This is a genomic window from Brevibacillus sp. HB1.1 (assembly GCF_013332445.1).
GTDB classification, from domain to species: domain Bacteria; phylum Bacillota; class Bacilli; order Brevibacillales; family Brevibacillaceae; genus Brevibacillus; species Brevibacillus porteri.
Genome location: NZ_JABMIV010000002.1, coordinates 335,595 through 354,757, shown reverse-complemented (window position 1 = coordinate 354,757; position 19,163 = coordinate 335,595). Strand labels below are relative to the sequence as shown.

At 47.5% G+C, this 19,163-nt stretch carries 18 protein-coding genes; 14 read left to right on the top strand and 4 right to left on the bottom strand.

From position 1 onward, the window contains the following. Position 1: 1 nt before the first annotated feature. Together HPY27_RS06530 and HPY27_RS06525 are read right to left on the bottom strand one after the other, a co-directional pair. Positions 2–1,417: an alanine/glycine:cation symporter family protein gene (locus tag HPY27_RS06530; protein ID WP_173621736.1), complete on the bottom strand. Its 1,416-nt coding sequence runs from the start codon at positions 1,415–1,417 to the stop codon at positions 2–4. Between the two features lie 43 nt (positions 1,418–1,460). Next, positions 1,461–2,438 carry a glutaminase gene (locus tag HPY27_RS06525; RefSeq protein WP_035291144.1) on the bottom strand — a complete coding sequence of 326 codons (978 nt, stop codon included), beginning with the start codon at positions 2,436–2,438 and terminating at the stop codon, positions 1,461–1,463. A gap of 217 nt (positions 2,439–2,655) precedes the next feature. On the opposite strand from HPY27_RS06525, the gene HPY27_RS06520 reads away from it, so the two are divergent. The 7 genes from HPY27_RS06520 to HPY27_RS06490 all read left to right on the top strand — a co-directional run bounded on the left by HPY27_RS06520 (position 2,656) and on the right by HPY27_RS06490 (position 9,254). Continuing rightward, positions 2,656–3,966, top strand: a complete 1,311-nt coding sequence (locus HPY27_RS06520) for an ATP-binding protein (protein ID WP_035291059.1) — start codon at positions 2,656–2,658, stop codon at positions 3,964–3,966. Positions 3,967–3,970: 4 nt separating this feature from the next. Further along, positions 3,971–4,903 (top strand): response regulator, encoded by a 933-nt coding sequence (locus tag HPY27_RS06515; RefSeq protein WP_017248377.1) that lies wholly within the window; start codon positions 3,971–3,973, stop codon positions 4,901–4,903. A gap of 155 nt (positions 4,904–5,058) precedes the next feature. Continuing rightward, a complete protein-coding gene (locus HPY27_RS06510) occupies positions 5,059–5,808 on the top strand; it encodes an alpha/beta fold hydrolase (RefSeq protein WP_173621737.1) in 750 nt (249 codons plus the stop codon). Between the two features lie 7 nt (positions 5,809–5,815). Beyond that, positions 5,816–6,415 carry a TetR/AcrR family transcriptional regulator gene (locus tag HPY27_RS06505; protein ID WP_174224631.1) on the top strand — a complete coding sequence of 200 codons (600 nt, stop codon included), beginning with the start codon at positions 5,816–5,818 and terminating at the stop codon, positions 6,413–6,415. Positions 6,416–6,608: 193 nt separating this feature from the next. After that, entirely contained in the window at positions 6,609–7,271 is a 663-nt protein-coding gene (locus HPY27_RS06500; RefSeq protein ID WP_174224630.1) for a GntR family transcriptional regulator, read from the top strand. Between the two features lie 11 nt (positions 7,272–7,282). Further along, a complete protein-coding gene (locus HPY27_RS06495) occupies positions 7,283–8,620 on the top strand; it encodes a serine hydroxymethyltransferase (RefSeq protein WP_174224629.1) in 1,338 nt (445 codons plus the stop codon). Between the two features lie 145 nt (positions 8,621–8,765). Next, positions 8,766–9,254 carry a MarR family winged helix-turn-helix transcriptional regulator gene (locus HPY27_RS06490; protein ID WP_174224628.1) on the top strand — a complete coding sequence of 163 codons (489 nt, stop codon included), beginning with the start codon at positions 8,766–8,768 and terminating at the stop codon, positions 9,252–9,254. A 22-nt stretch (positions 9,255–9,276) separates the two neighbouring features. Here the strand turns inward: HPY27_RS06490 and HPY27_RS06485 are convergent, their stop codons facing one another. Next, the gene (locus HPY27_RS06485; protein WP_173621740.1) at positions 9,277–10,164 is read right to left on the bottom strand and encodes an NAD-dependent epimerase/dehydratase family protein; all 888 of its coding nucleotides are present in this window, start codon (positions 10,162–10,164) and stop codon (positions 9,277–9,279) included. A gap of 180 nt (positions 10,165–10,344) precedes the next feature. On the opposite strand from HPY27_RS06485, the gene HPY27_RS06480 reads away from it, so the two are divergent. The 7 genes from HPY27_RS06480 to HPY27_RS06450 all read left to right on the top strand — a co-directional run bounded on the left by HPY27_RS06480 (position 10,345) and on the right by HPY27_RS06450 (position 17,586). Continuing rightward, positions 10,345–11,352 carry a LacI family DNA-binding transcriptional regulator gene (locus HPY27_RS06480; RefSeq protein WP_026043074.1) on the top strand — a complete coding sequence of 336 codons (1,008 nt, stop codon included), beginning with the start codon at positions 10,345–10,347 and terminating at the stop codon, positions 11,350–11,352. Between the two features lie 64 nt (positions 11,353–11,416). Beyond that, positions 11,417–12,385 (top strand): sugar phosphate isomerase/epimerase family protein, encoded by a 969-nt coding sequence (locus HPY27_RS06475; protein ID WP_017248385.1) that lies wholly within the window; start codon positions 11,417–11,419, stop codon positions 12,383–12,385. Positions 12,386–12,396: 11 nt separating this feature from the next. Beyond that, positions 12,397–13,461 (top strand): Gfo/Idh/MocA family protein, encoded by a 1,065-nt coding sequence (locus HPY27_RS06470; RefSeq protein WP_173621742.1) that lies wholly within the window; start codon positions 12,397–12,399, stop codon positions 13,459–13,461. Positions 13,462–13,478: 17 nt separating this feature from the next. Further along, positions 13,479–14,816: an ABC transporter substrate-binding protein gene (locus tag HPY27_RS06465; RefSeq protein WP_174224627.1), complete on the top strand. Its 1,338-nt coding sequence runs from the start codon at positions 13,479–13,481 to the stop codon at positions 14,814–14,816. 108 nt (positions 14,817–14,924) lie between these two features. Next, on the top strand, positions 14,925–16,235 hold the full coding sequence (locus tag HPY27_RS06460) for a carbohydrate ABC transporter permease (protein WP_174224626.1): 1,311 nt from the start codon (positions 14,925–14,927) through the stop codon (positions 16,233–16,235). Positions 16,236–16,247: 12 nt separating this feature from the next. Beyond that, positions 16,248–17,075 (top strand): carbohydrate ABC transporter permease, encoded by an 828-nt coding sequence (locus HPY27_RS06455; protein ID WP_017248389.1) that lies wholly within the window; start codon positions 16,248–16,250, stop codon positions 17,073–17,075. Positions 17,076–17,094: 19 nt separating this feature from the next. Next, entirely contained in the window at positions 17,095–17,586 is a 492-nt protein-coding gene (locus HPY27_RS06450) for an SRPBCC family protein (protein WP_174224625.1), read from the top strand. Between the two features lie 79 nt (positions 17,587–17,665). On the opposite strand, the gene HPY27_RS06445 is transcribed toward HPY27_RS06450, so the two are convergent. Further along, on the bottom strand, positions 17,666–19,075 hold the full coding sequence (locus HPY27_RS06445) for a sigma-54 interaction domain-containing protein (protein ID WP_017248391.1): 1,410 nt from the start codon (positions 19,073–19,075) through the stop codon (positions 17,666–17,668). Positions 19,076–19,163 lie beyond the last annotated feature (88 nt).

Below are 19,163 nucleotides of genomic sequence, written 5' to 3'. Positions count from 1 at the left end.
GCTATTTGTTGGAGGAAGGAGTAGCATTATCCCAGGCTTCAATATTATCGAGACCTTCAATACTGTCCTTGTAGAACACAGGATCTTTTCCTGCTTTTTTCTGTTCCAAATAATCATGTAGCGCAGCATAGGCGACTTTTGACAACATGGCGATAGCAATCAGATTGACGATGACCATGAGGCCCATGAACAAATCGGCCAAATCCCATACGAGCTGTACCTTTGCCACTGATCCGAACAACACCATGGCGAGTACACTTAAACGATATAGCATGAGCCATGCTTTGCTTGTCTTTAAAAACTCGATGTTGGTCTCGCCATAATAGTAGTTCCCGATCAATGTACTGAAGGCGAACAGGAATACCATAATAGCAAGGAAGCCAGACGCCCAAGAACCAATATGAATGCTCAGTGCTGCTTGGGACAGCTCAATGCCACTCAGTCCTTGTTGCGTGTATGCGCCGGACAGCAAAATAATGAAAGCTGTGCTTGTACAGATCACGAGGGTATCGAATAGAACACCGAATGCTTGAATCAAACCTTGCTTCACTGGATGGCTTGTCGTTGCTGTAGCTGCAGCGTTCGGGGCACTACCCATACCAGCTTCGTTAGAGAACAAACCACGCTTGATGCCGTGCATCAGGGCTGCACCCAGGGTACCACCAGCGAATTGCTCGAATCCAAACGCGTTTTTCACAATCAACGCGATCAGTGCAGGCATCTCGGTGATGTTCATCATCACAATAAACAGGGCCATACCTATGTACAACACTGCCAAGACAATCACGATGTACTCAGACATTTTTGCGATGCGTTTCACACCACCGAAAATAATCAATGCAAATGCGATCGTCATGATAATTCCGATTGTCAATCGGTCAGTACCGAACGAATTTTCAAAGGCAATCGTGATAGTATTGGATTGCACGGCGTTAAATACAAGACCAAACGAAAGGGTGATGAGGACAGCAAACAGTGCTCCCATCCAACGTTTGTTCAGCCCTTTTTCCATGTAATAAGCCGGACCGCCACGAAAACCGTTTTTATCCTTGATTTTATAAATCTGAGCGAGCGTACTCTCAACAAAACTGGATGCCGAACCGATAATGGCAATGACCCACATCCAGAATACGGCGCCAGGACCACCTAAAGCAATGGCAATGGCAATTCCTGTAATGTTCCCTGTGCCGACACGCGCGGCCATACTAATAGCGAAAGCTTGAAAAGGGGAGATGCCACCATCGTCTTTCGCTCTGCCTTCTTTAATGGAACGGATCATTTCCGGCAACATACGTACTTGCAAAAATTTACCTCGGAAGGTAAAGAACAAGCCTAACGCGATTAGCATGACAATGATAATATAGGACCACAAAAAATCGTTTATGGAAGCTGTTACATCAAGTAGGAATTGTTGCATCGTGTCACCTCGAATTTTTTTATGAATGTTTCCTTAGTATTCTCTAAAAAATCGTTACATCCCATTCCTGAGCCATATGTTTTAACAAAGAAACGCCCGCTACACTGTTTCCACAACCATCAATGGAAGGTCCAAAAATACCGATTCCACAACCATCTTGAAACGGTGAATGTGGTTTGCGGTTAGGAGGAACCAGTGTCATGATTCCGCCAGAGACGCCACTTTTTGCTGGCAGGCCAACATTCGCGGCGAATTTGCCCGATGCATCGTACATGCCACAGGTGAGCATCAGTGCTTTGGCTAAACGGACGACATCTTTCGGGAGAACTTGTTCGTTGCGCATTGGATGGTAGCCATCGAGTGCCAAAAGGAGACCGATCAAGGCAATTTGCTCGGTGGTTACTTCAATCGAGCATTGGGTGAGATAGACCTCCAAAGCGTCTTCCACTTCGCACGCCAAATAGCCAGTATCTTTTAAATAGTGGGCGAGTGCCCGGTTTCTGTGAGAGTTTTCCCATTCGGAAAGAAACACTTCCTCGTTCACCGTTGGCGTTACACCAGTAATTTTACTGAAAAATGCATACAAGTAACGCAGTTTATGATCCGGTGTTTGACCAGGGAGAAGTGAAGAGGTCGTAATCGCTCCCGCATTGATCATCGGATTAAAAGGCTTACCTGGTTTGTTCATTTCCAAACGGATAATGGAGTTGAATGCATCTCCAGTCGGTTCTACATCTACCCGATCCAACACGTAAGGGATACCATGGTAGCAGCAAGCAGCAATAAAACTGATTACTTTGGAAATACTTTGCATCGTGAAAGGAACTTCCCAGTCACCCGCCGTGTGCATTTTTCCTGTAGGCTCGATGATACAAATACCTAACTGATTCGGATCCGTTCTGTCCAAAGCAGGGATATAACTGGCACATTTTCCTTCAGATGCCTTGGAACGATATTGTTCCACCCATTGTTGTAATTCATCCACGAGTAAAACCTGTTGAATCAACGCCTTTCCCCCCAAAAATCGAATACATTGCTCTAACGCGAAGTGTATAGAAAGCGCTTCCATGCTTCGCGAAATACATATAATGATCACTTTACAACCACCCTACAAAATAAAACAAAAACTCACAGATTGTTTCATGTGAGTTTCACATTTTTTTTGAGACTTGTGCTTTTTACACATTCTCGATAAAAATAGATAGGGGCATCAAGAAACAACATGGGAAGTGAGAGGCATGCGTGTTCAGACACAAGTAAAACGAGATTGGTATATATTGGCGCTCATGCTCATTACGGTCCCGTTGGCAGGAGAGTTGAAATTTTATCCCGTCAATGAGACATTTCGAATTAGCTTTGGAGCTCCTACCTTTTTCTTCTTTTTATTACTGTTTCAACGAATTCCATCTGTGCTCGCTGGCTTTTTGACGGGGATGACGGTCGTATGCTTTCGGATTGTGATCGACCTCATCGCGGGGAATCATACAGCATGGGAGGCTTCCCTCCAAGCGCATTATTCTAGCTTTTTCTTTTATTTCGCCTATTCTGTTCTGTTTTATCTAACCGGAATGCGCCGTTTTCACAACAGGACGATTCTGGTTGGATTGATGGGGATGGTCATTGAGGTATTGGCTGATCTGTTGGAGGTTCTATCCCAATATGTGCTACTGGATACTGTCCTCACTTGGGGAGCGGTGCAAGAGATGCTTGTCATCGCGCTATCCCACAGCTTTATCGTGATTAGTTTTCTCAATATGATGAAGCTGTACGAAGCACAGTCGCGGGAGCAACAGACAAGAAAACAGAACGAGCATATGCTGATGCTGATTTCAAACCTGTATGAGGAATCGATTCATCTGAAAAAAACACTGCAAAATGCCGAAAGTATCAGTATGAAGTCTTTCGAGCTATACCAGGGCTTGCATGAGCTTCATAAAGAACAGGTAGTATCTTCGAATGTAGAGAGCTTCGCCAAGCGTGCATTGATTGTCGCAGGCGAGGTTCACGAGATTAAAAAGGACAACCAACGTATTTTTGCTGGGCTTCACAAGCTGATATCCGATGAAAGCATTTCGGACTACATGGACATCCATCAGCTCGTGGACATTATTAATCGAAGCAATATGAAGTATGCAACTTTGTTGGAGAAGGACATACAAATCACAGCTTCCATTTCGGGGACACATCCGCTCTACCATGTTTTCATGATGCTTTCCCTAATCAATAATCTGGTGGCAAATGCAGTGGAAGCCATCCAGCAAACAGGAGCTATTTCCATTGAAATTGATCGGATAGGCGATGTTGTGGAAATCAGAATCAACGATGACGGACCGGGGGTACCTCCGCGGCGAAAGGCTTTGCTGTTCAAGCCTGGCTTTACTACGAAATACGATCGAACCGGCAACCCCTCTACAGGGATCGGACTGTCTTATGTACAACAATTGGTGGAACAATGGCAAGGAGAAATCTCCTTACAGGATGGAGTAGATGGGAAGGGGACAACATTTCTCATGCGATTACCAATTGATCCGATAACGAAGAAAGAGTGAGAAGATGCTGTTTTATTTAGTTGATGACGATGATGCGGTACGTCTCATGTTGACAGAAATCATTGAAGACGAGAATCTGGGCGAAGTCGTGGGGGAAGCATCTGACGGCTCGATGGTAGACGGTCATACGTTAACCGCACGCAACGTAGATATTTTGCTGATCGATTTGTTCATGCCCAACCGGGATGGGATTGAGACGATTCGACAAGTGAAGCCGACATTCACAGGAAAGATCGTCATGATTTCTCAGGCAGAAACGAAAGATTTGATTGCCCAAGCTTACGCCCTTGGAAGTGAATACTACATTATCAAGCCCGTAAACAAGATCGAAGTCGTGACCATCCTCCAAAAAGTAATCGAGAAAATTCGCCTAGAGCGTTCGATACGGGACATCCACAAATCGCTGAATGCCGTCATGCAAGTGGACCAGCAGCCTTCCGGACAACTTCGTCCGTCACAGGGCAAACCCCTTCGAGAGGCGGGTCAGTTTCTGTTAACGGAGCTGGGTATCGCGGGAGACAATGGAAGCAACGATTTGCTAGATATTTTGGACTTCTTGCATGGATACGAACAGACGCATACGTTTAAAAATGGATTTCCAGCCCTGAAAGAGATTTTTGTGGCAGTTGCACAGGACAGGATCGGAGTAGCAGTGGACGATCCACAAGTCGCCAAGGTTGTCAAAGCTTCTGAGCAGAGAGTCCGTCGAGCGATCTATCAGTCGCTGAATCATTTGGCGTCTCTTGGGCTTGCAGACCTCTCGAATTGGAAGTTCGAAAATTACGCTTCGCAGTTTTTTGATTTTACATATGTGTGGAAGAAGATGGCGGAGTTAAAGAGCAATGCCGCATCGCCTGGTTCAGATATTCGGATTAATATGAAAAAGTTCATTCAAGTGCTGTATGCAGAGGCGAAGCGTATTCAGTCGGAAGCGTGATTGTTCTGTGTCTGACGTGAAGAGGTAAGTCCTGATCATGTTGATTAGGGCTTTTTGTTTTGTATGGGAATGCAATTGTTTATTATTGACTAAACGTTCATTCAATAATAAACTGGGATCATATACCAAATCTACAATTCACGGAGGGATCACCGATGGATTTGTACTATGAGGTTACAGGAGAAGGAAAACCAGTTATTCTCTTGCACAGTGGCGGTGCTGATTTGCGAGATTGGACGTTCGTCGCGCCGATTCTGGCGAAGCATTATCAGGTCATCGCTTTCGACGGACGCGGATGCGGGAAATCGCCGTCTCCAACAGAGACAGCGAACTACGTCGATGATTTACTTGCTGTCATGGACCATCTCCAGCTGGACGAAGCCACGCTCGTAGGGCACTCGATAGGCGGTCGAATTGCTATGGATTTTACGCTGACTTATCCGCAGCGAGTGAGCAAGCTCGTGCTGATTGCTCCTGATGTGACAGGGTATACACCGAGTCAGCCGTTCACGGAATGGATGCAGAAAATCCAAGCAGCACCGGATGTTGACCGAATGGTAGAGCTGTCCTTATCGGCCTGCCCGTACCGCTTCGTGATGGCAAGTCCGCAGAAGGACCTACTGGTAGAGATGGCGAAGCATAATCTAGCGAAAATGTTCGAGTGGGCGACATGGGAGTCCGTATGGCCGCAGCCCCCTGCCATTGAGCGGCTCAAAGAATTAGCCAATCAGGCATGCTTCATTATCGGGAAGGAAGATGCCCTGGATGCGCAGCGGATTGCTGAATATTTTAAAGAAGTATTACCAGAGAGAAGGTTTATCGAGATTACGGGTGCTGATCATAAACCGACGTTGACGCATCCTGAAGAAATCGCTCGCGCTATCACTGAATTTTTGGAGGATTGACTAAACCGTGCCTCGTACCCCAGCTGAAAATGAACGTATTCGCCAAGCCGCAAAAGACAAAATCCATGCAGCTGCGATGACGCTCTTCATAAAAAAAGGCTACCACGCGACCTCAATCGACGATGTAGCGAAACAGGCCCAGATATCAAAGGGACTGCTTTATAATTATTACAAAGGCAAAGAAGAGCTTCTCGCCGCGATGGTCCAGGTACGGATCGAGGAAGTAAAAGAAGTGATGGAGGCTGCTACGAAGCTCGCAACGCCGCACGAACAGCTGCGCCATATTGTCGACGGTGCGCTTGATAACGTTTACCAGCGACCGGATGTCTATCGTTTTTACTTGAATTTGCAGACGCAGCCCGAAGATGATCGGGTACTTGCTTCTTACAGAGAGCAATTAAATGAGGAGTCACGCAGGCAGTATGAAGTCCAGTGCCAGATATTCAAACAGTTAGGCGTAAAGCAGCCCAGATTGAGATCGCTCTATTTTTCTTCCGCGCTCCAAGGCGCAATGCTGATGATGACGACTTATCCGGAAGGGTTTCCGGTTGAAGAGATGAAGGAGCAGATTGTACGGGAGTATTGTTGTCCTCCAGCAGAATTATAGCGTTACGTTCAAAAATGAAGAGGCTATCCCATTCGTAAATGATACTGGTGGGGCAGTCTCTTTTTCTGTACGTTTGGTATAACTGCTAATAGTTAGAGGGGGAAAATCATTCGATTTTCAAAATCACGCGCGCGGAAAATATATCTAAATATTTAAAATTGACAGAAATAAACAAAACCAATATATTGGTTTCATGGACACAAACCTAATCAAACAAATCGAACGCCCCACATTACGCGAACAAGTATACCAAGGCTTGAAGAAAGCGATCATCATGCTAGAACTAAAGCCAGGACAACGAGTCAACGACAACGAGCTGGCGGCTTTATTTGGCGTCAGCCGAACACCTGTGAGAGAAGCGCTCAAACGGTTGGAGGACGAAGGGCTTATTGAATCCGTTCCGGGCTCTCTAACACGGGTGACCCCCTTACTTGAAAAGGAGGCGAAGAACGCTTTTCCTGTTGTTGCGGCCTTGCACGGGTTGGCAGCACGTTTGGCGATGCCACTTGAGTCAGAGGTCATCCGTAGTCTGGAGGAGTGGAATGAAAAGCTGGAGGTCGCACTCGAACAGCAAGATGTGATTAAAGCGATCGAAGCAGATGACGGCTTTCACGACTTGATCCTCGAGGCTGCGGGGAATCGTGAAATCTACCTGGCACTTGAGCGAGTTGTACCGAAAATTCGGCGTTTGGAATTTGCTCGGTTCGGTTCCTTAGAAGGGGTGGAATCAGTAGAACAGCACCGCAGAATCATCGAAGCGATTCGAGACAACAACAGTCAGCTTGCCTCTTCCTTGATGGAAGAAAACTGGATCAACCTCGGCAAATTGCTTACGAACCATTCCAATGATGAATAGGGGGTAATGGCATGAGTACGGTTGAAATGAAGGGGGAAGTACATGATTCACGTGTTTTGCAATGGGCGCGTTCCATTATCGAAGAGAGTCCGTCCCACCGTCTGATCCAGCAAGAGATCGTGAATGCTGTCAACCGCAATGCGATTTGGCGAGGCGAGGAATGCCTGAATTTGCTCGCACCAGAAGCACCCACCACGCCCATCGTACGTCAACTGCTCGCTTCTGAGGTTGGTACTCGCGCTGCGGAAGGACATATCGGCAGCACACAGAGATGGTTCGCTGGCACGAAATATATCGATGAAATCGAAGCGTTATGTGTTGAGCTATTGAAAAAAGTATTCCAAGCCAATTTTGCTGACCATCGATTGGTAGCGAGCATGATCGGTAACATGACAGTCTACGCGGCGTTAACGCAACCGGGCGACACGATTATGACGATCTCGCAACCGTTTGGGGGGCATTCCAGCAATCGGGTAGACGGGCCTGCTGGCATTCGCGGTTTGCAAATTGTCGATGTGCCAATGGACCCCGTTGAGCTTACCGTTGATCTGGACGAGTTCGCAAAGGTCGCACGACAAGTTAGGCCAAAGCTCGTTACCTTAGGCGCCTCAATGACCTTATTTCCATTTCCACTGAAGGAGATGGCTGAGATCGTGAAAGAATGGGGCGGTCGCATTTATTTTGACGGTGCACACCAGCTGGGGTTGATCGGTGGCGGTCAATTTCAGGACCCGTTGCGAGAAGGGGCATGTGTGATAACTGGCTCTGCTGGCAAAACGTTTAGAGGTCCACAAAGCGGCATCATCGTCTGGAACGACCCGGAACTATCGGTACCGATTACAGATGCCATCTTTCCAGCACTTGCCGCGACGCATCAAGTCAACCGAGTAGCGGCATTGGCTGCAGCGGCGGCCGAGTTTTTGGCGTTTGGCAAGGAATACATGGCGCAAATTGTGACGAATGCACAAGCACTGGGAAAAGCATTCGATGAACGGGGAATTCGTGTGCTTTGCGCGCACAAAGGCTATACACGTACACACCAAGTCATTTTGAACGTAAAAGAGTTTGGCGGTGGTTACGAGGTAGGCAAGCGGTTGGCAGAAGCGAACATCATCACGAACAAAAATTTGATTCCAGGTGACGGACCAGAGGATTGGGACTTTCCAAGCGGTCTGCGTATCGGGACGACAGAAGTCACTCGCTTTGGCATGAAGGAACAAGAGATGAACACGATTGCAGAGCTGATTGTAAGTGTGTTGTCAGGCAGGGAAAAGCCCGAGGTAGTCCAGTCTAAGGTGATCGAATTGCGCAGATCGTTTAGCAAGATGCAGTTCTGCTTCCCAGAATAGAGTAGGTAGGATAAACACCGTATGTCAGAGTTCAGACCTGGCATACGGTGCTTTTTCGAGTCGTATGTGGACTCTCATTCTTGACAATGTCATTTCTTTTCGTAAATAATCGATTGATACCATCAAAGAATGGGAGTCTAAACGGATGAGTACAGACCATACAAACTCGGATGTTACCATTGATCATACGACGAAAGAGCTGGCTCTCGTATTTGGTCAGTTAAAGCGGATCGGACATGTTTTCAGTCCGTCGAAAGACCTCCGTCAGAGCGAATTGAATTTGCTTGTTCACTTGACCTACGTAAGTCCCCCAGGCACGAACGGCATCAGAGTTTCCGAGCTAGGCAAGCAGTTGAAAATAACGTCAGCAGCTGTGACGCATGTCATTCAATCACTCGAACAGCTTGGGTTTATCACCCGTACCGTGGGACCAAAGGATCGACGCTCCATTCTTGTAGCCCCTACGAAAGAGGGCTTTGATTTTGTGGCAGCGAGAGAGCAAGAGCTGTTTAATCGTTTTCAGCAATTGCATGAGCATCTTGGTACAGATGATGCGCAGGCACTCATACGGATTTTAACGAAATCAATCAGATTCCTGCATACGTATCAGGATAGCGATGAAGCAAGACCATAGTTCGATGACGGACTATGGTTTTTTATTGTTTATGATAAGTACCTTGCTCCAGCTCTTTGCGGATCGAGTTCGCAGAGGGGCTCCATTGCAGCTGCTGTTCCGCACGCAATCCAGATATCCTCTGGTTGATGCTTGCCCCCCAAGCGGCTGGTCCTAATGCTTTGGCCGCATCCTCATAGCTCCATGATTCTACTTTTTCTATCCCAGCTATTTTAGCAATCGAAGTCATGAGTTCTTTCGTCGTGATCATTTCCTTGGAAGTTGCATTGAATAATGATCCTGGCTGTGCTCGTAAAAAAGCGCATTCGTAAAGTCTCGCTAAATCATCAACATCGATCGTAGACCATGCGGTTTGCCCGTCATCGATATAGTTGGCTGATTGAGAGAGCTTCGCCCTTTGAATCGTTGCTTGGACGAGTCCACCGCCTCGACCGTATACAAGCGTTGGACGTATGACGATCGTACGAATATTACGCTCGGCTGCTCCTAAAACTTCCTGCTCCTGGTTCGCTTTCCATTGGAGAAAAGGCAACGGATCAAGAGGAGAGTCCTCATTCACGACATTCTCGTACGTATCGTTATAGATCAGCGTACCGCTCGTATAAATAAATGGCTTCCCAGTGCCTTCCAAACCTTTCAGCATGGCTTGAACCGCTGCTACATCGAGTTTTTCCATATCAGGTGTGTGCGAGATCGCCATATGAATGACACCATTGAATTTTTTAACACTTTCTGTTAGCAGTGTGGTATCCGCAAGATCGCCAACAATAGGGGTGAACCCTTGTGAGAGCAACAGCTCCGCTTTCTCTTCCGATCGAACAAGTCCAGCAACCTGATACCCCAGAGACTGAAAATGCTCGGCGACTACAGATCCAACATAACCTGTTATTCCTGTAAGCAAAACATTCATGACAAAACCTCCTTCATACATAATTAATTTAGTAACTAAATTATATGGTACATTATTTAGTAACGTTCTCGTGATGTCAACAGCATTTATAATTAACTGAATATTGACAAAACAAAAGTTGGGTGTTATTTTCAGATTAGGAAAACGTTTACCCGTTAGATAGAAAGTGAGTGAAGAACCATTACTGTAACCATTAAAGACATCGCACAACTCGCCAACGTTTCCATCGCGACTGTTTCGCGCGTGCTGAACAATTCCAAGCCAGTCCGTCCAGAGCTGCGAGAAAGAGTCTTGAAAATCGTGCAAGAGACGGGCTTTCAGCCGAATGCGATTGCCAGGAGCTTGGTTAGCAAAGAAACCCGCATCATCGGGGTGATGATTCCCGATATCTCCAACAATTTTTACTCCAATCTCATTTACGGAATTGACAGCGTCATTAGCGAGTACGACTACAGCATGTTTTTGGCCATATCCGATGAAGTGGTGGACAAAGAGCTGAAGTACTTGCGACTGTTCAAAGAAAAACAAATCGATGGTGTCATTATCGCGAGTATTCATTTCCTGGAGGGCAATATCCAGACGCTGCAAGAGATTCAAGTTCCCCTTGTTGTTACCGGGCACGATTTGCCCGGCTATCAGATTCCTACTGTCAACGTCAATAATGTGCAAGCCTCCTATGATGCTACCGCCTATCTCATCTCGCAAGGCCATACAAAAATCGCGTGTATATCTGGTCCGTTATGGGACCCGCCGTGCGGTCTGGATCGTATGGGCGGTTACCGAAAAGCCATGCGGGCACATGATTTGCCCATCTATGAAGGATTCGTCGTGGAAGGAGAGTTCACAGCCAAGAGCGGTTACGAAGCCATGCGCCGTATTTGTGAGGAAAAAATTCGTCCGACAGCTGTTTTTGTCGCCACAGACCTGATGGCGGTTGGCGTCCTCAATTACTTGTACGATCATGGCATTCGTGTACCAGAAGACATCTCCGTCATGGGCTTCGACAATTTGGAGCTTGCCTCACTTTCACGCCCCATGCTCACCACCGTGCACAATGACCCGTTCATGTACGGAAAAGCCGCAGCAGAGCAATTACTCAGACAAATCCGCCATGAACCTGTAGAGAGAATGAGCGCCGTCCCACACCATCTCGTGATTCGCCAAACTGTAAGCGCTTTATTGGAGTGAGGCAACAAGTCTTACCATATAGAAGAAGCAAACGAGTTTACGCATTCAAAAGGGGTGAAGAGATATGAAGCTTGGCGTATTTACCGTTCTTTTTAGCGAGAAGTCGTTCGAAGAAATGCTGGATCATGTGAAGGCAGCAGGTTTAGAGGCGGTGGAAATCGGCACAGGCTGCTATCCGGGCAATGCACACTGCAATTTGGATGAGCTGTTGGAAAGTCCAGAAAAAAGACGAGCGTACAAGAAAGCAGTAGAGGATCGGGGATTGATAATCAGTGCGCTTAGTTGTCACGGCAACCCGTTGACACCAGATAAAAGCTTTGCGCAGCAATCCCATGATACGTTTGTGAAAACGGTACAGCTAGCCGAGATGCTGGAGGTGCCTGTGGTCAATTGCTTTTCTGGCACGGCAGGCGACCACGAAGGAGCGAAGTACCCGAGCTGGCCGGTTGCTCCTTGGCCCAATGAGTATCGAGACGTTCTCCATTGGCAATGGAACGAGAAGCTCGTCCCGTACTGGCGCGAATGGACCGCTTATGCGACTGAGCATCATGTCAAGGTTGCGTTGGAGCTACATGGCGGCTTTCTCGTACACACGCCAGGGACACTGCTGAAGCTGCGGGAACAGGTAGGCGAGGGGATTGGGGCAAACTTCGATCCAAGTCACATGTGGTGGCAAGGGATTGATCCGGTAGCTGCGATCAAAATTTTGGGCAAAGAAAAAGCCATTTATCATTTCCATGCGAAAGACACGTATATTGACCAGGAAAAAGTGAACATGTACGGGCTGACGGATATGAATTCCTACGCCAATCTACATGAACGTGCTTGGTATTTCCGAACCGTAGGCTATGGGCATTCGCAGCAGACGTGGGCCGATATGATGAGTGCACTGCGTATGAATGGATACGATTATGTCGTGAGCATCGAGCACGAGGATGCCATCATGTCGATTGAAGAAGGCTTTTCGCGCGCTGTTCAAAATCTACAGCAAGTCATCTTGCGAGAACCAGTCCAGAATCTATGGTGGGTGTAGGAGGGGAGAAAATGACGAATCGGCGCAAATGGAAAATCGGAATCATCGGTGCAGGTGGGATTACAGAAGCACACTTGGAGGCGATCAAGGAAGAGCCGCGAGCAGAGGTAGTTGCCATTGCAGATATTTCCGCAGAAATGGCTTCCTATCGTGCAAAGCGGCATGACATCCCACAGGTTTTCACCGAATACGAGGCCATGCTACAAGAGTCTGATACAGACGCGATCATTGTTTGTGTCCCGAACTACTTGCATGCAGAAGCAACCAAAAGTGCGCTTGCAGCAGGCAAACACTTGCTGTGCGAAAAGCCGATGGCGATGAATGCCCAGGAAGCAACAGAAATGATCGAAGCCGCGAAGAAAGCAGATAAAATCCTCATGGTCGCACAAAACAACCGATTCCGAAGCGATTCCCTACAAGTCAAAACGTGGCTGAAAGAAGGAAAGCTGGGAAACATTTATCACGCCAAGACCGGTTGGGTCAGACGAAATGGAATTCCAGGATGGGGAAGCTGGTTTACACAAAAAGAATGGGCAGGCGGCGGTCCGTTGATTGATATCGGCGTACATATGCTCGATTTGACCTTGTGGCTCTTGGATCATCCAAAGCCTGTATCCGTCCTCGGGCAAACGTACGCGCAATTCGGGCCTCACAAACGTGGCTTGTCAGAGTGGGGCAGGATCGACGATAGCGGGAAGTTTGACGTGGAAGATATGGCTGTAGCGATGATCACTTTTGAAAACGGATTGTCGCTTACGCTTGATGCAAGCTGGGCTTCTCACATTGAAGAGGAAAACGTTTTCCTTCAACTGTATGGACAAGAGGGCGGGGCATCCCTGCGTTTATTGGATAACCAGTTCACGCTTTACCACGAGTGGAACGGCGTAACTGCCTCGACAGAAATAAAACCAAAGCCTCAAAAAGAACGCGTACTCTTATTCCGTAATTTCATCGACGCCATCGAAGGGAAGGCAGAGGTTCTCTGCACACCGGAACAAGCCTTGTACATCAACAGATTGATCGAAGCCATCTACGCATCCGCACAAAAAGGTGAAGCAGTGCGTTTTAAAACATAGCATAGGGGGTTACTTAGATGAAAGTTGTGAAAAGACTTACATCCGTTGGACTTACCTTAGTAATGGCCTTTTCATTGGCAGCATGTTCCTCCACACCACAGCAAGCTTCTACGGATACAACCCCATCACAACCTGCAACACCATCCGCACCCAAAACAGAGCCAGCACAGCAACCAGCAGAAAAAATCAAGCTCGTCTACGCACGGGGCAAAGACTCAACGGATTCCACTGTAAAGCTCGTGGAGGCGTTTCAAAAAGCAAATCCGAATATCGAGATTGAGATTCGCGAAATGCCTGCGGATACAGGACAAAGCCATGACCAGTACGTCACGATGTTCAGTGCACAATCGTCGGAGATCGACGTGTTTGACCTCGATGTCATTTGGCCGGCTGAATTCGCACAAGCGGGTTATCTCCTGCCGCTCGATCGCCTGATGGAGCAAGATGGAATTGAAACCGGAAAATATATCAAAGGGGCCATGGATGCTGGGAACTTTGGCGGCCAGCAATGGACCATGCCCAAGTTTATCGACGCGGGTCTCTTGTTCTACCGCAAAGATCTCGTAACTGAAGCTCCAAAGACGTGGGATGACTTGATTGCCCAAGCAAAAGCAACGAAGGGCAAGGGCGGCACGAAGTTCGGCTACTTGATGCAAGCCAAGCAATATGAAGGTTTGGTTTGTAACTTTGTCGAGTTCAGTGCATCGTACGGTGGAAAAATTTTGGATGAACAAGGAAAAGTAGCGGTCAACAATCCAGCTACGATCAAAGGGTTGAAAAAAATGATCGAGGTCGTCAAATCCGATTTCGTCCCAACCAATATCACCACATTCATGGAGCCGGAATCACATACGGCATTCCTCGAGGGGCAGGCACCGTTTATCCGCAACTGGCCGTATCAGTTCGCGTTGGCGCAGGATCAGGCTCAGTCCAAAATCGTCGGTCAAGTCGCGATCGCTCCACTGCCAGCTGGCGATGCAGGCTCCGCAGCAGCACTCGGCGGTTGGATGGGCGGAATCAACAAGTTCTCGAAGCACCCGAAAGAAGCGTGGGCATTCCTCAAATTCATGGCAGGTCCAGAGGGTCAGAAAATATCCGCGGTAGAAGGTGGGCTCGCACCAACCTATTTGCCGGCCTACGATGATGCTGATGTTCAAAAAGCCAGTCCGTTGTTTGCCAACAAAGATTTCGTCGATGGCGTAAGCGCTGCTGTATCTCGTCCAACGACTCCGATCTATCCAAAAATTTCGGAAGTGATCCAGATCGAAGTATCCAAAGCGCTTGCAGGGCAGCAAACAGCCGAGCAAGCGGTGCAAAACATGGAAACGCAGATGAACGACCTGATGAAAAAATAAGCGGCAACATGTGGGGCTTCCAAGGGGGTCTAACCGGCTTCCTTGGAAGTTACAAAACGATCGGGCAATCACAAGCAAGCTTCTAGTGGGAAGGAAGGTGGTGAACGGATGAATCGATCAACCAAAATGTCTCTCTCAGAAAAACAGATGGGGTATTTGCTGATTTTTCCTGCACTGCTCATCATACTTGTTATCGCGATTTGGCCTGTCATGCGATCCTTTTGGATCAGTCTGCACGACATCCGGTTGAACGATCCGACGAAATCAGAGATTCACTCTTCATACGGACTAGATATGGAGCGCTACGTCAGTACGTTACCCAATCTGCTCCGGTATGTGAAGAGGGAGGTGGACTCTGCAGAAGGGTCATCAAAGGAAAAATTGAACGCGCTCCAAGCGCAAATCGAACAAATGAACACTTCCCTCAACCAAACAGGCGAGATCGCGAGCCGATACCAAATGATCGACCAGCTATTGCTGGAATTTAAACCAGTCCCCACAGAACTCAAATATGTGAGCCTCTCGAACGAACAAACAGACGCAATCAAAACTAGCTTGGCGGAAGTCAGGGCGGTTCTTTTGCAAATGAGTGAACAAAAGCTGCTTGCAAAGCCAGAGGGTGCTCTTGGCGTAATCCAAGGCATTGAAGCTTCGATTATCGAGCCCAACTTTGTTGGCTTTGCCTACTACAAGAAGTTTTTTACAGACGCTCGGATGTGGGGGGCTCTGTACAATACGGCGTTTTTTACCGTTATCTCCGTTGCCATTGAATTGGTGCTCGGTATATTGATTGCCCTGTTGATCAATCGACCTTTTCATGGAAGGAGTCTTGTTCGAGCAACCGTGTTAATACCGTGGGCGATTCCAACTGTTATCTCCGCGATGATGTGGAAGTTTTTGTACGACGGGCAAAATGGCATCGTCGCCTATCTTTTTGAGCAGGCAGGGCTGATCTCAGATATGGGGATGCTCTTGACGACTAAGGCTGGCGCCATGTTTTCCGTTATTTTGGCAGATGTGTGGAAGACGACGCCATTCATGGCCTTGCTCTTATTCGCTGGCCTGCAAACGATCCCGCAAAGCTTGTATGAAGCAGCTTCTGTGGACGGTGCAACCCGCACCCAGCAATTTTTTCGTATTACGCTTCCGATGCTGAAATCAACCATTTTGGTGGCATTATTGTTCCGTACATTGGATGCATTTCGTGTGTTTGATTTGATTTACACGCTGACAGGTGGGGCACCTGGGAACTCGACCGAGACCATTTCTATTTACGCGTACAAAACGATGTTTGCTCAAATGAGCTTCGGAGAAGGCTCCGCGCTCGCAGTCATTGTCTTTTTATGTGTGGCGCTGATCTCCATCGGCTATGTCAAAATATTAGGAGCTGATCTGCTGAGTGATGGCAGTGGCAAATAAGGAGGTGATTGGATGCGCAAACATACGGGTCCCTTGTTTTACGTGGGTTTACTGCTTTTCGTCTTTCTAGTGATGTTCCCGTTTTTATGGATTCTCCTCGCAGCATTGAAGCCACCAGCGGAGCTGTTTGGAGAGCGAGCCTTTCATTTTATCATCCAAAATCCTTCGTTTGACAACTTTGTCCGCGTCTTCACGGAAAGACCGTTTGCCCGTTACTTGTGGAATTCGACTGTCGTGGCGACGTTAACCACACTTTACTCCATTACGATCGCTTCTTTTGCTGCCTATGCGATTGCCTGGCTGTCCTTTCGGGGAAAGACAATTATATTGGGTGTCGTACTGGCTGTGTCCATGTTTCCGCAGATCGCTACTATTTCGCCTATTTTTATGTTCATGCAATCGATGGGCTTAACAAACAGCTACATCGGTCTGATCATTCCTTATACAACTTTCGCGCTGCCGCTTGCGATCTGGAATTTGACCATCTTTTTTCGCAAAATACCGAGTGATTTGGGCGAAGCAGCCAAAGTAGACGGCGCGAGCATTTGGCAGACGATGACCAAAGTGTTTTTCCCACTCGCCATGCCTGGGGTTTTTACGACGGCCATCCTCGTTTTTATAGCAGCGTGGAACGAATTTTTGTTCGCCCTGACGTTGAATACACAGGAAGCGATGAAGACTGTGCCTGTGGGAATCGTTATGTTTCAGGGAATGTTTACAATTCCGTGGGGAGAAATATCTGCTGCCTCCATCATCGTGACGATCCCTCTCGTAGTAATGGTGTTGATTTTCCAAAGGCGAATTATCTCTGGCCTTACTTCTGGGGCAGTAAAAGAATAAAAGGGAGTCATTCTATCGTTTGTCTCGCAAATGTGATTATGATACGGTGGAAGCAGCAATCAGAAAGCGAGTTGACGGACGCATGAATAATCTTACAAAATTTCAGATTAACAGACCTGCGCATGAAGTGTTCGAAGCTTTCGTGGACCCGGCGAAAATCGGCAACTTCTGGTTCTCTTCCAGCTCGGCAAGGTGGGAGGAAGGGAAGAACATTACGTTATTCTTCGATATTTACAACGCAGAAGTAGGGATTACCGTTCACGAAATCGAAGTGAATAAGCGCATCTTTTTCCAGTGGGCTGGAGAAGAAAATACCGTAACGATTACCTTAAAAGCGTTGGATGAAGCCACGACGATCATTGAAGTGAACGAAGAGGGTTTTCAAGAAAATGATCCTGCGCTCCTTCAAAAAATAGTCGACAACAAAGAAGGCTGGGTGTACGTCTTAAGCTGTTTGAAGGGGTATCTGGAGCATGGGATCCACACATTAAGAGAAGGGCTTGTGAAATAGCCCTCGGATGTTTTGCGAGACCACACTCTGAAATAACGAGAAAGCCCGAACCTACGCGTATCGGGCTTTTCCTTTTGCGCTATTTAATTCTGAGGCTGCGTTTTTTTCGCACGAGCGTGGATATGTTCACTTGCAGCTTATCCGCACACTGCTGCATGGTGTCTGTCTCTTTCAAGAGGCGTTGGATATACGCACGTTCAAACCGTTCGACCGCTTCTTTTAGCGGCAACAGCTCATCCATTTTGGCGAGATGGAGCGGCAGGGCTGTCTGCTGGGTATTGCGAATGGACACCGGTAACTGATCAAATGTAATTCGCCCATTTTCACACATGTGGAAAGAACGTTCCACCACATTTTTCAGCTCGCGTGTATTCCCTGGCCAGTCATAATCCATCAGTGCCTCTAACGCATCTGTTTCGATGCGCATTTCTTGCTGGTACTTCCATTCGAGCTTTTTCAAATAGTAGAAAATGAGAGCCGGAATATCCTCGCGGCGTTCACGCAAGGGTGGAATGGTGAGAGCAAGTACATTTAGCCGGTAGAACAAATCCTGCCGAAACCGTTTTTGTTCCACCATCGATTCCAGGTCGCTATTGGTGGCAGCGATGATTCGCATGTTAACCTGACGCGAGGTTTTTCCCCCGAGTCTGCGAATCCGCCCATCCTGCAATACATTCAAGAGCTTCACCTGTAAAGGAAAAGGGAGGTCTCCAATCTCATCGAGAAAAATGGTTCCTCGATCCGCTAGCTCAAACAATCCCTCCTTCGATTGACTTGCCCCCGTAAAGGCGCCTTTCTCATAGCCAAACAATTCGGACTCGAGCAAATGCTCGGGAATGGCCCCACAGTTTATCTTAATAAATTCCCCTGTACGTCCGCTTTGGGCGTGAATGTAATTCGCCATGACATCCTTACCGACACCCGACTCGCCTAGCAAAAGGACGGGGGAGTCGTTGGTCGCAAAGCGTTTGGCGAGTGAAGCGATTCGATGCATGAGCCCACTGCGATAAATGATCTGCTCGTCAAAGTCACCATCGGTTTGGATATGCTCCAGCGCCCTTTGATATGCCGAACTGATTTGACGTGTTTCCTCCAGCTCCTTCTGAAGCTGATTCAGCTCTGTGACGTCACGCACATTTCCCACGACAAACAATAATTCCTTGTTTGGATCGAGCAGCGGAGTAGCCGTGTTAATCGCTTGCCGACCGTTTGCATAATCGATCACGACACTATGGGTTTGTTTTGTCAAAATCGTACGTACAGCAGAAGAGTCAGGAACAAGATGCATTTCTTTTTGCTCCATAAAGCTAAAATTATTCAAGATGTCGGCGGGAACTCCCGTGATGTTCAAGTACGCCTCATTGTAGAGCAGGACGTAGCCGTTACGGTCACAGATCGCCAATCCATCGTGGGACGTACTGAAAATGGTTGTCAGCAATTTTGCCAGCTCATGATTGTCACTGGCCTGGAAATACTTGGTTTGATACATCGAAGTCCTCCTAAGTAGGCTTGTAAACGGAATAATCAGAATTAATCATCTGTGTGCAATCATGCATATGCAAAAATGAGCATTTTCG

What these genes read in the sequence shown, in the direction of transcription:
- HPY27_RS06530 (WP_173621736.1), bottom strand. Translation starts at nt 1,417, where the DNA reads ATGCAACAATTCCTACTTGATGTAACAGCTTCCATAAACGATTTTTTG.
- HPY27_RS06520 (WP_035291059.1), top strand. Translation starts at nt 2,656, where the DNA reads ATGCGTGTTCAGACACAAGTAAAACGAGATTGGTATATATTGGCGCTC.
- HPY27_RS06515 (WP_017248377.1), top strand. Translation starts at nt 3,971, where the DNA reads ATGCTGTTTTATTTAGTTGATGACGATGATGCGGTACGTCTCATGTTG.
- HPY27_RS06510 (WP_173621737.1), top strand. Translation starts at nt 5,059, where the DNA reads ATGGATTTGTACTATGAGGTTACAGGAGAAGGAAAACCAGTTATTCTC.
- HPY27_RS06500 (WP_174224630.1), top strand. Translation starts at nt 6,609, where the DNA reads ATGGACACAAACCTAATCAAACAAATCGAACGCCCCACATTACGCGAA.
- HPY27_RS06495 (WP_174224629.1), top strand. Translation starts at nt 7,283, where the DNA reads ATGAGTACGGTTGAAATGAAGGGGGAAGTACATGATTCACGTGTTTTG.
- HPY27_RS06490 (WP_174224628.1), top strand. Translation starts at nt 8,766, where the DNA reads ATGAGTACAGACCATACAAACTCGGATGTTACCATTGATCATACGACG.
- HPY27_RS06485 (WP_173621740.1), bottom strand. Translation starts at nt 10,164, where the DNA reads ATGAATGTTTTGCTTACAGGAATAACAGGTTATGTTGGATCTGTAGTC.
- HPY27_RS06475 (WP_017248385.1), top strand. Translation starts at nt 11,417, where the DNA reads ATGAAGCTTGGCGTATTTACCGTTCTTTTTAGCGAGAAGTCGTTCGAA.
- HPY27_RS06470 (WP_173621742.1), top strand. Translation starts at nt 12,397, where the DNA reads ATGACGAATCGGCGCAAATGGAAAATCGGAATCATCGGTGCAGGTGGG.
- HPY27_RS06465 (WP_174224627.1), top strand. Translation starts at nt 13,479, where the DNA reads ATGAAAGTTGTGAAAAGACTTACATCCGTTGGACTTACCTTAGTAATG.
- HPY27_RS06460 (WP_174224626.1), top strand. Translation starts at nt 14,925, where the DNA reads ATGAATCGATCAACCAAAATGTCTCTCTCAGAAAAACAGATGGGGTAT.
- HPY27_RS06455 (WP_017248389.1), top strand. Translation starts at nt 16,248, where the DNA reads ATGCGCAAACATACGGGTCCCTTGTTTTACGTGGGTTTACTGCTTTTC.
- HPY27_RS06445 (WP_017248391.1), bottom strand. Translation starts at nt 19,075, where the DNA reads ATGTATCAAACCAAGTATTTCCAGGCCAGTGACAATCATGAGCTGGCA.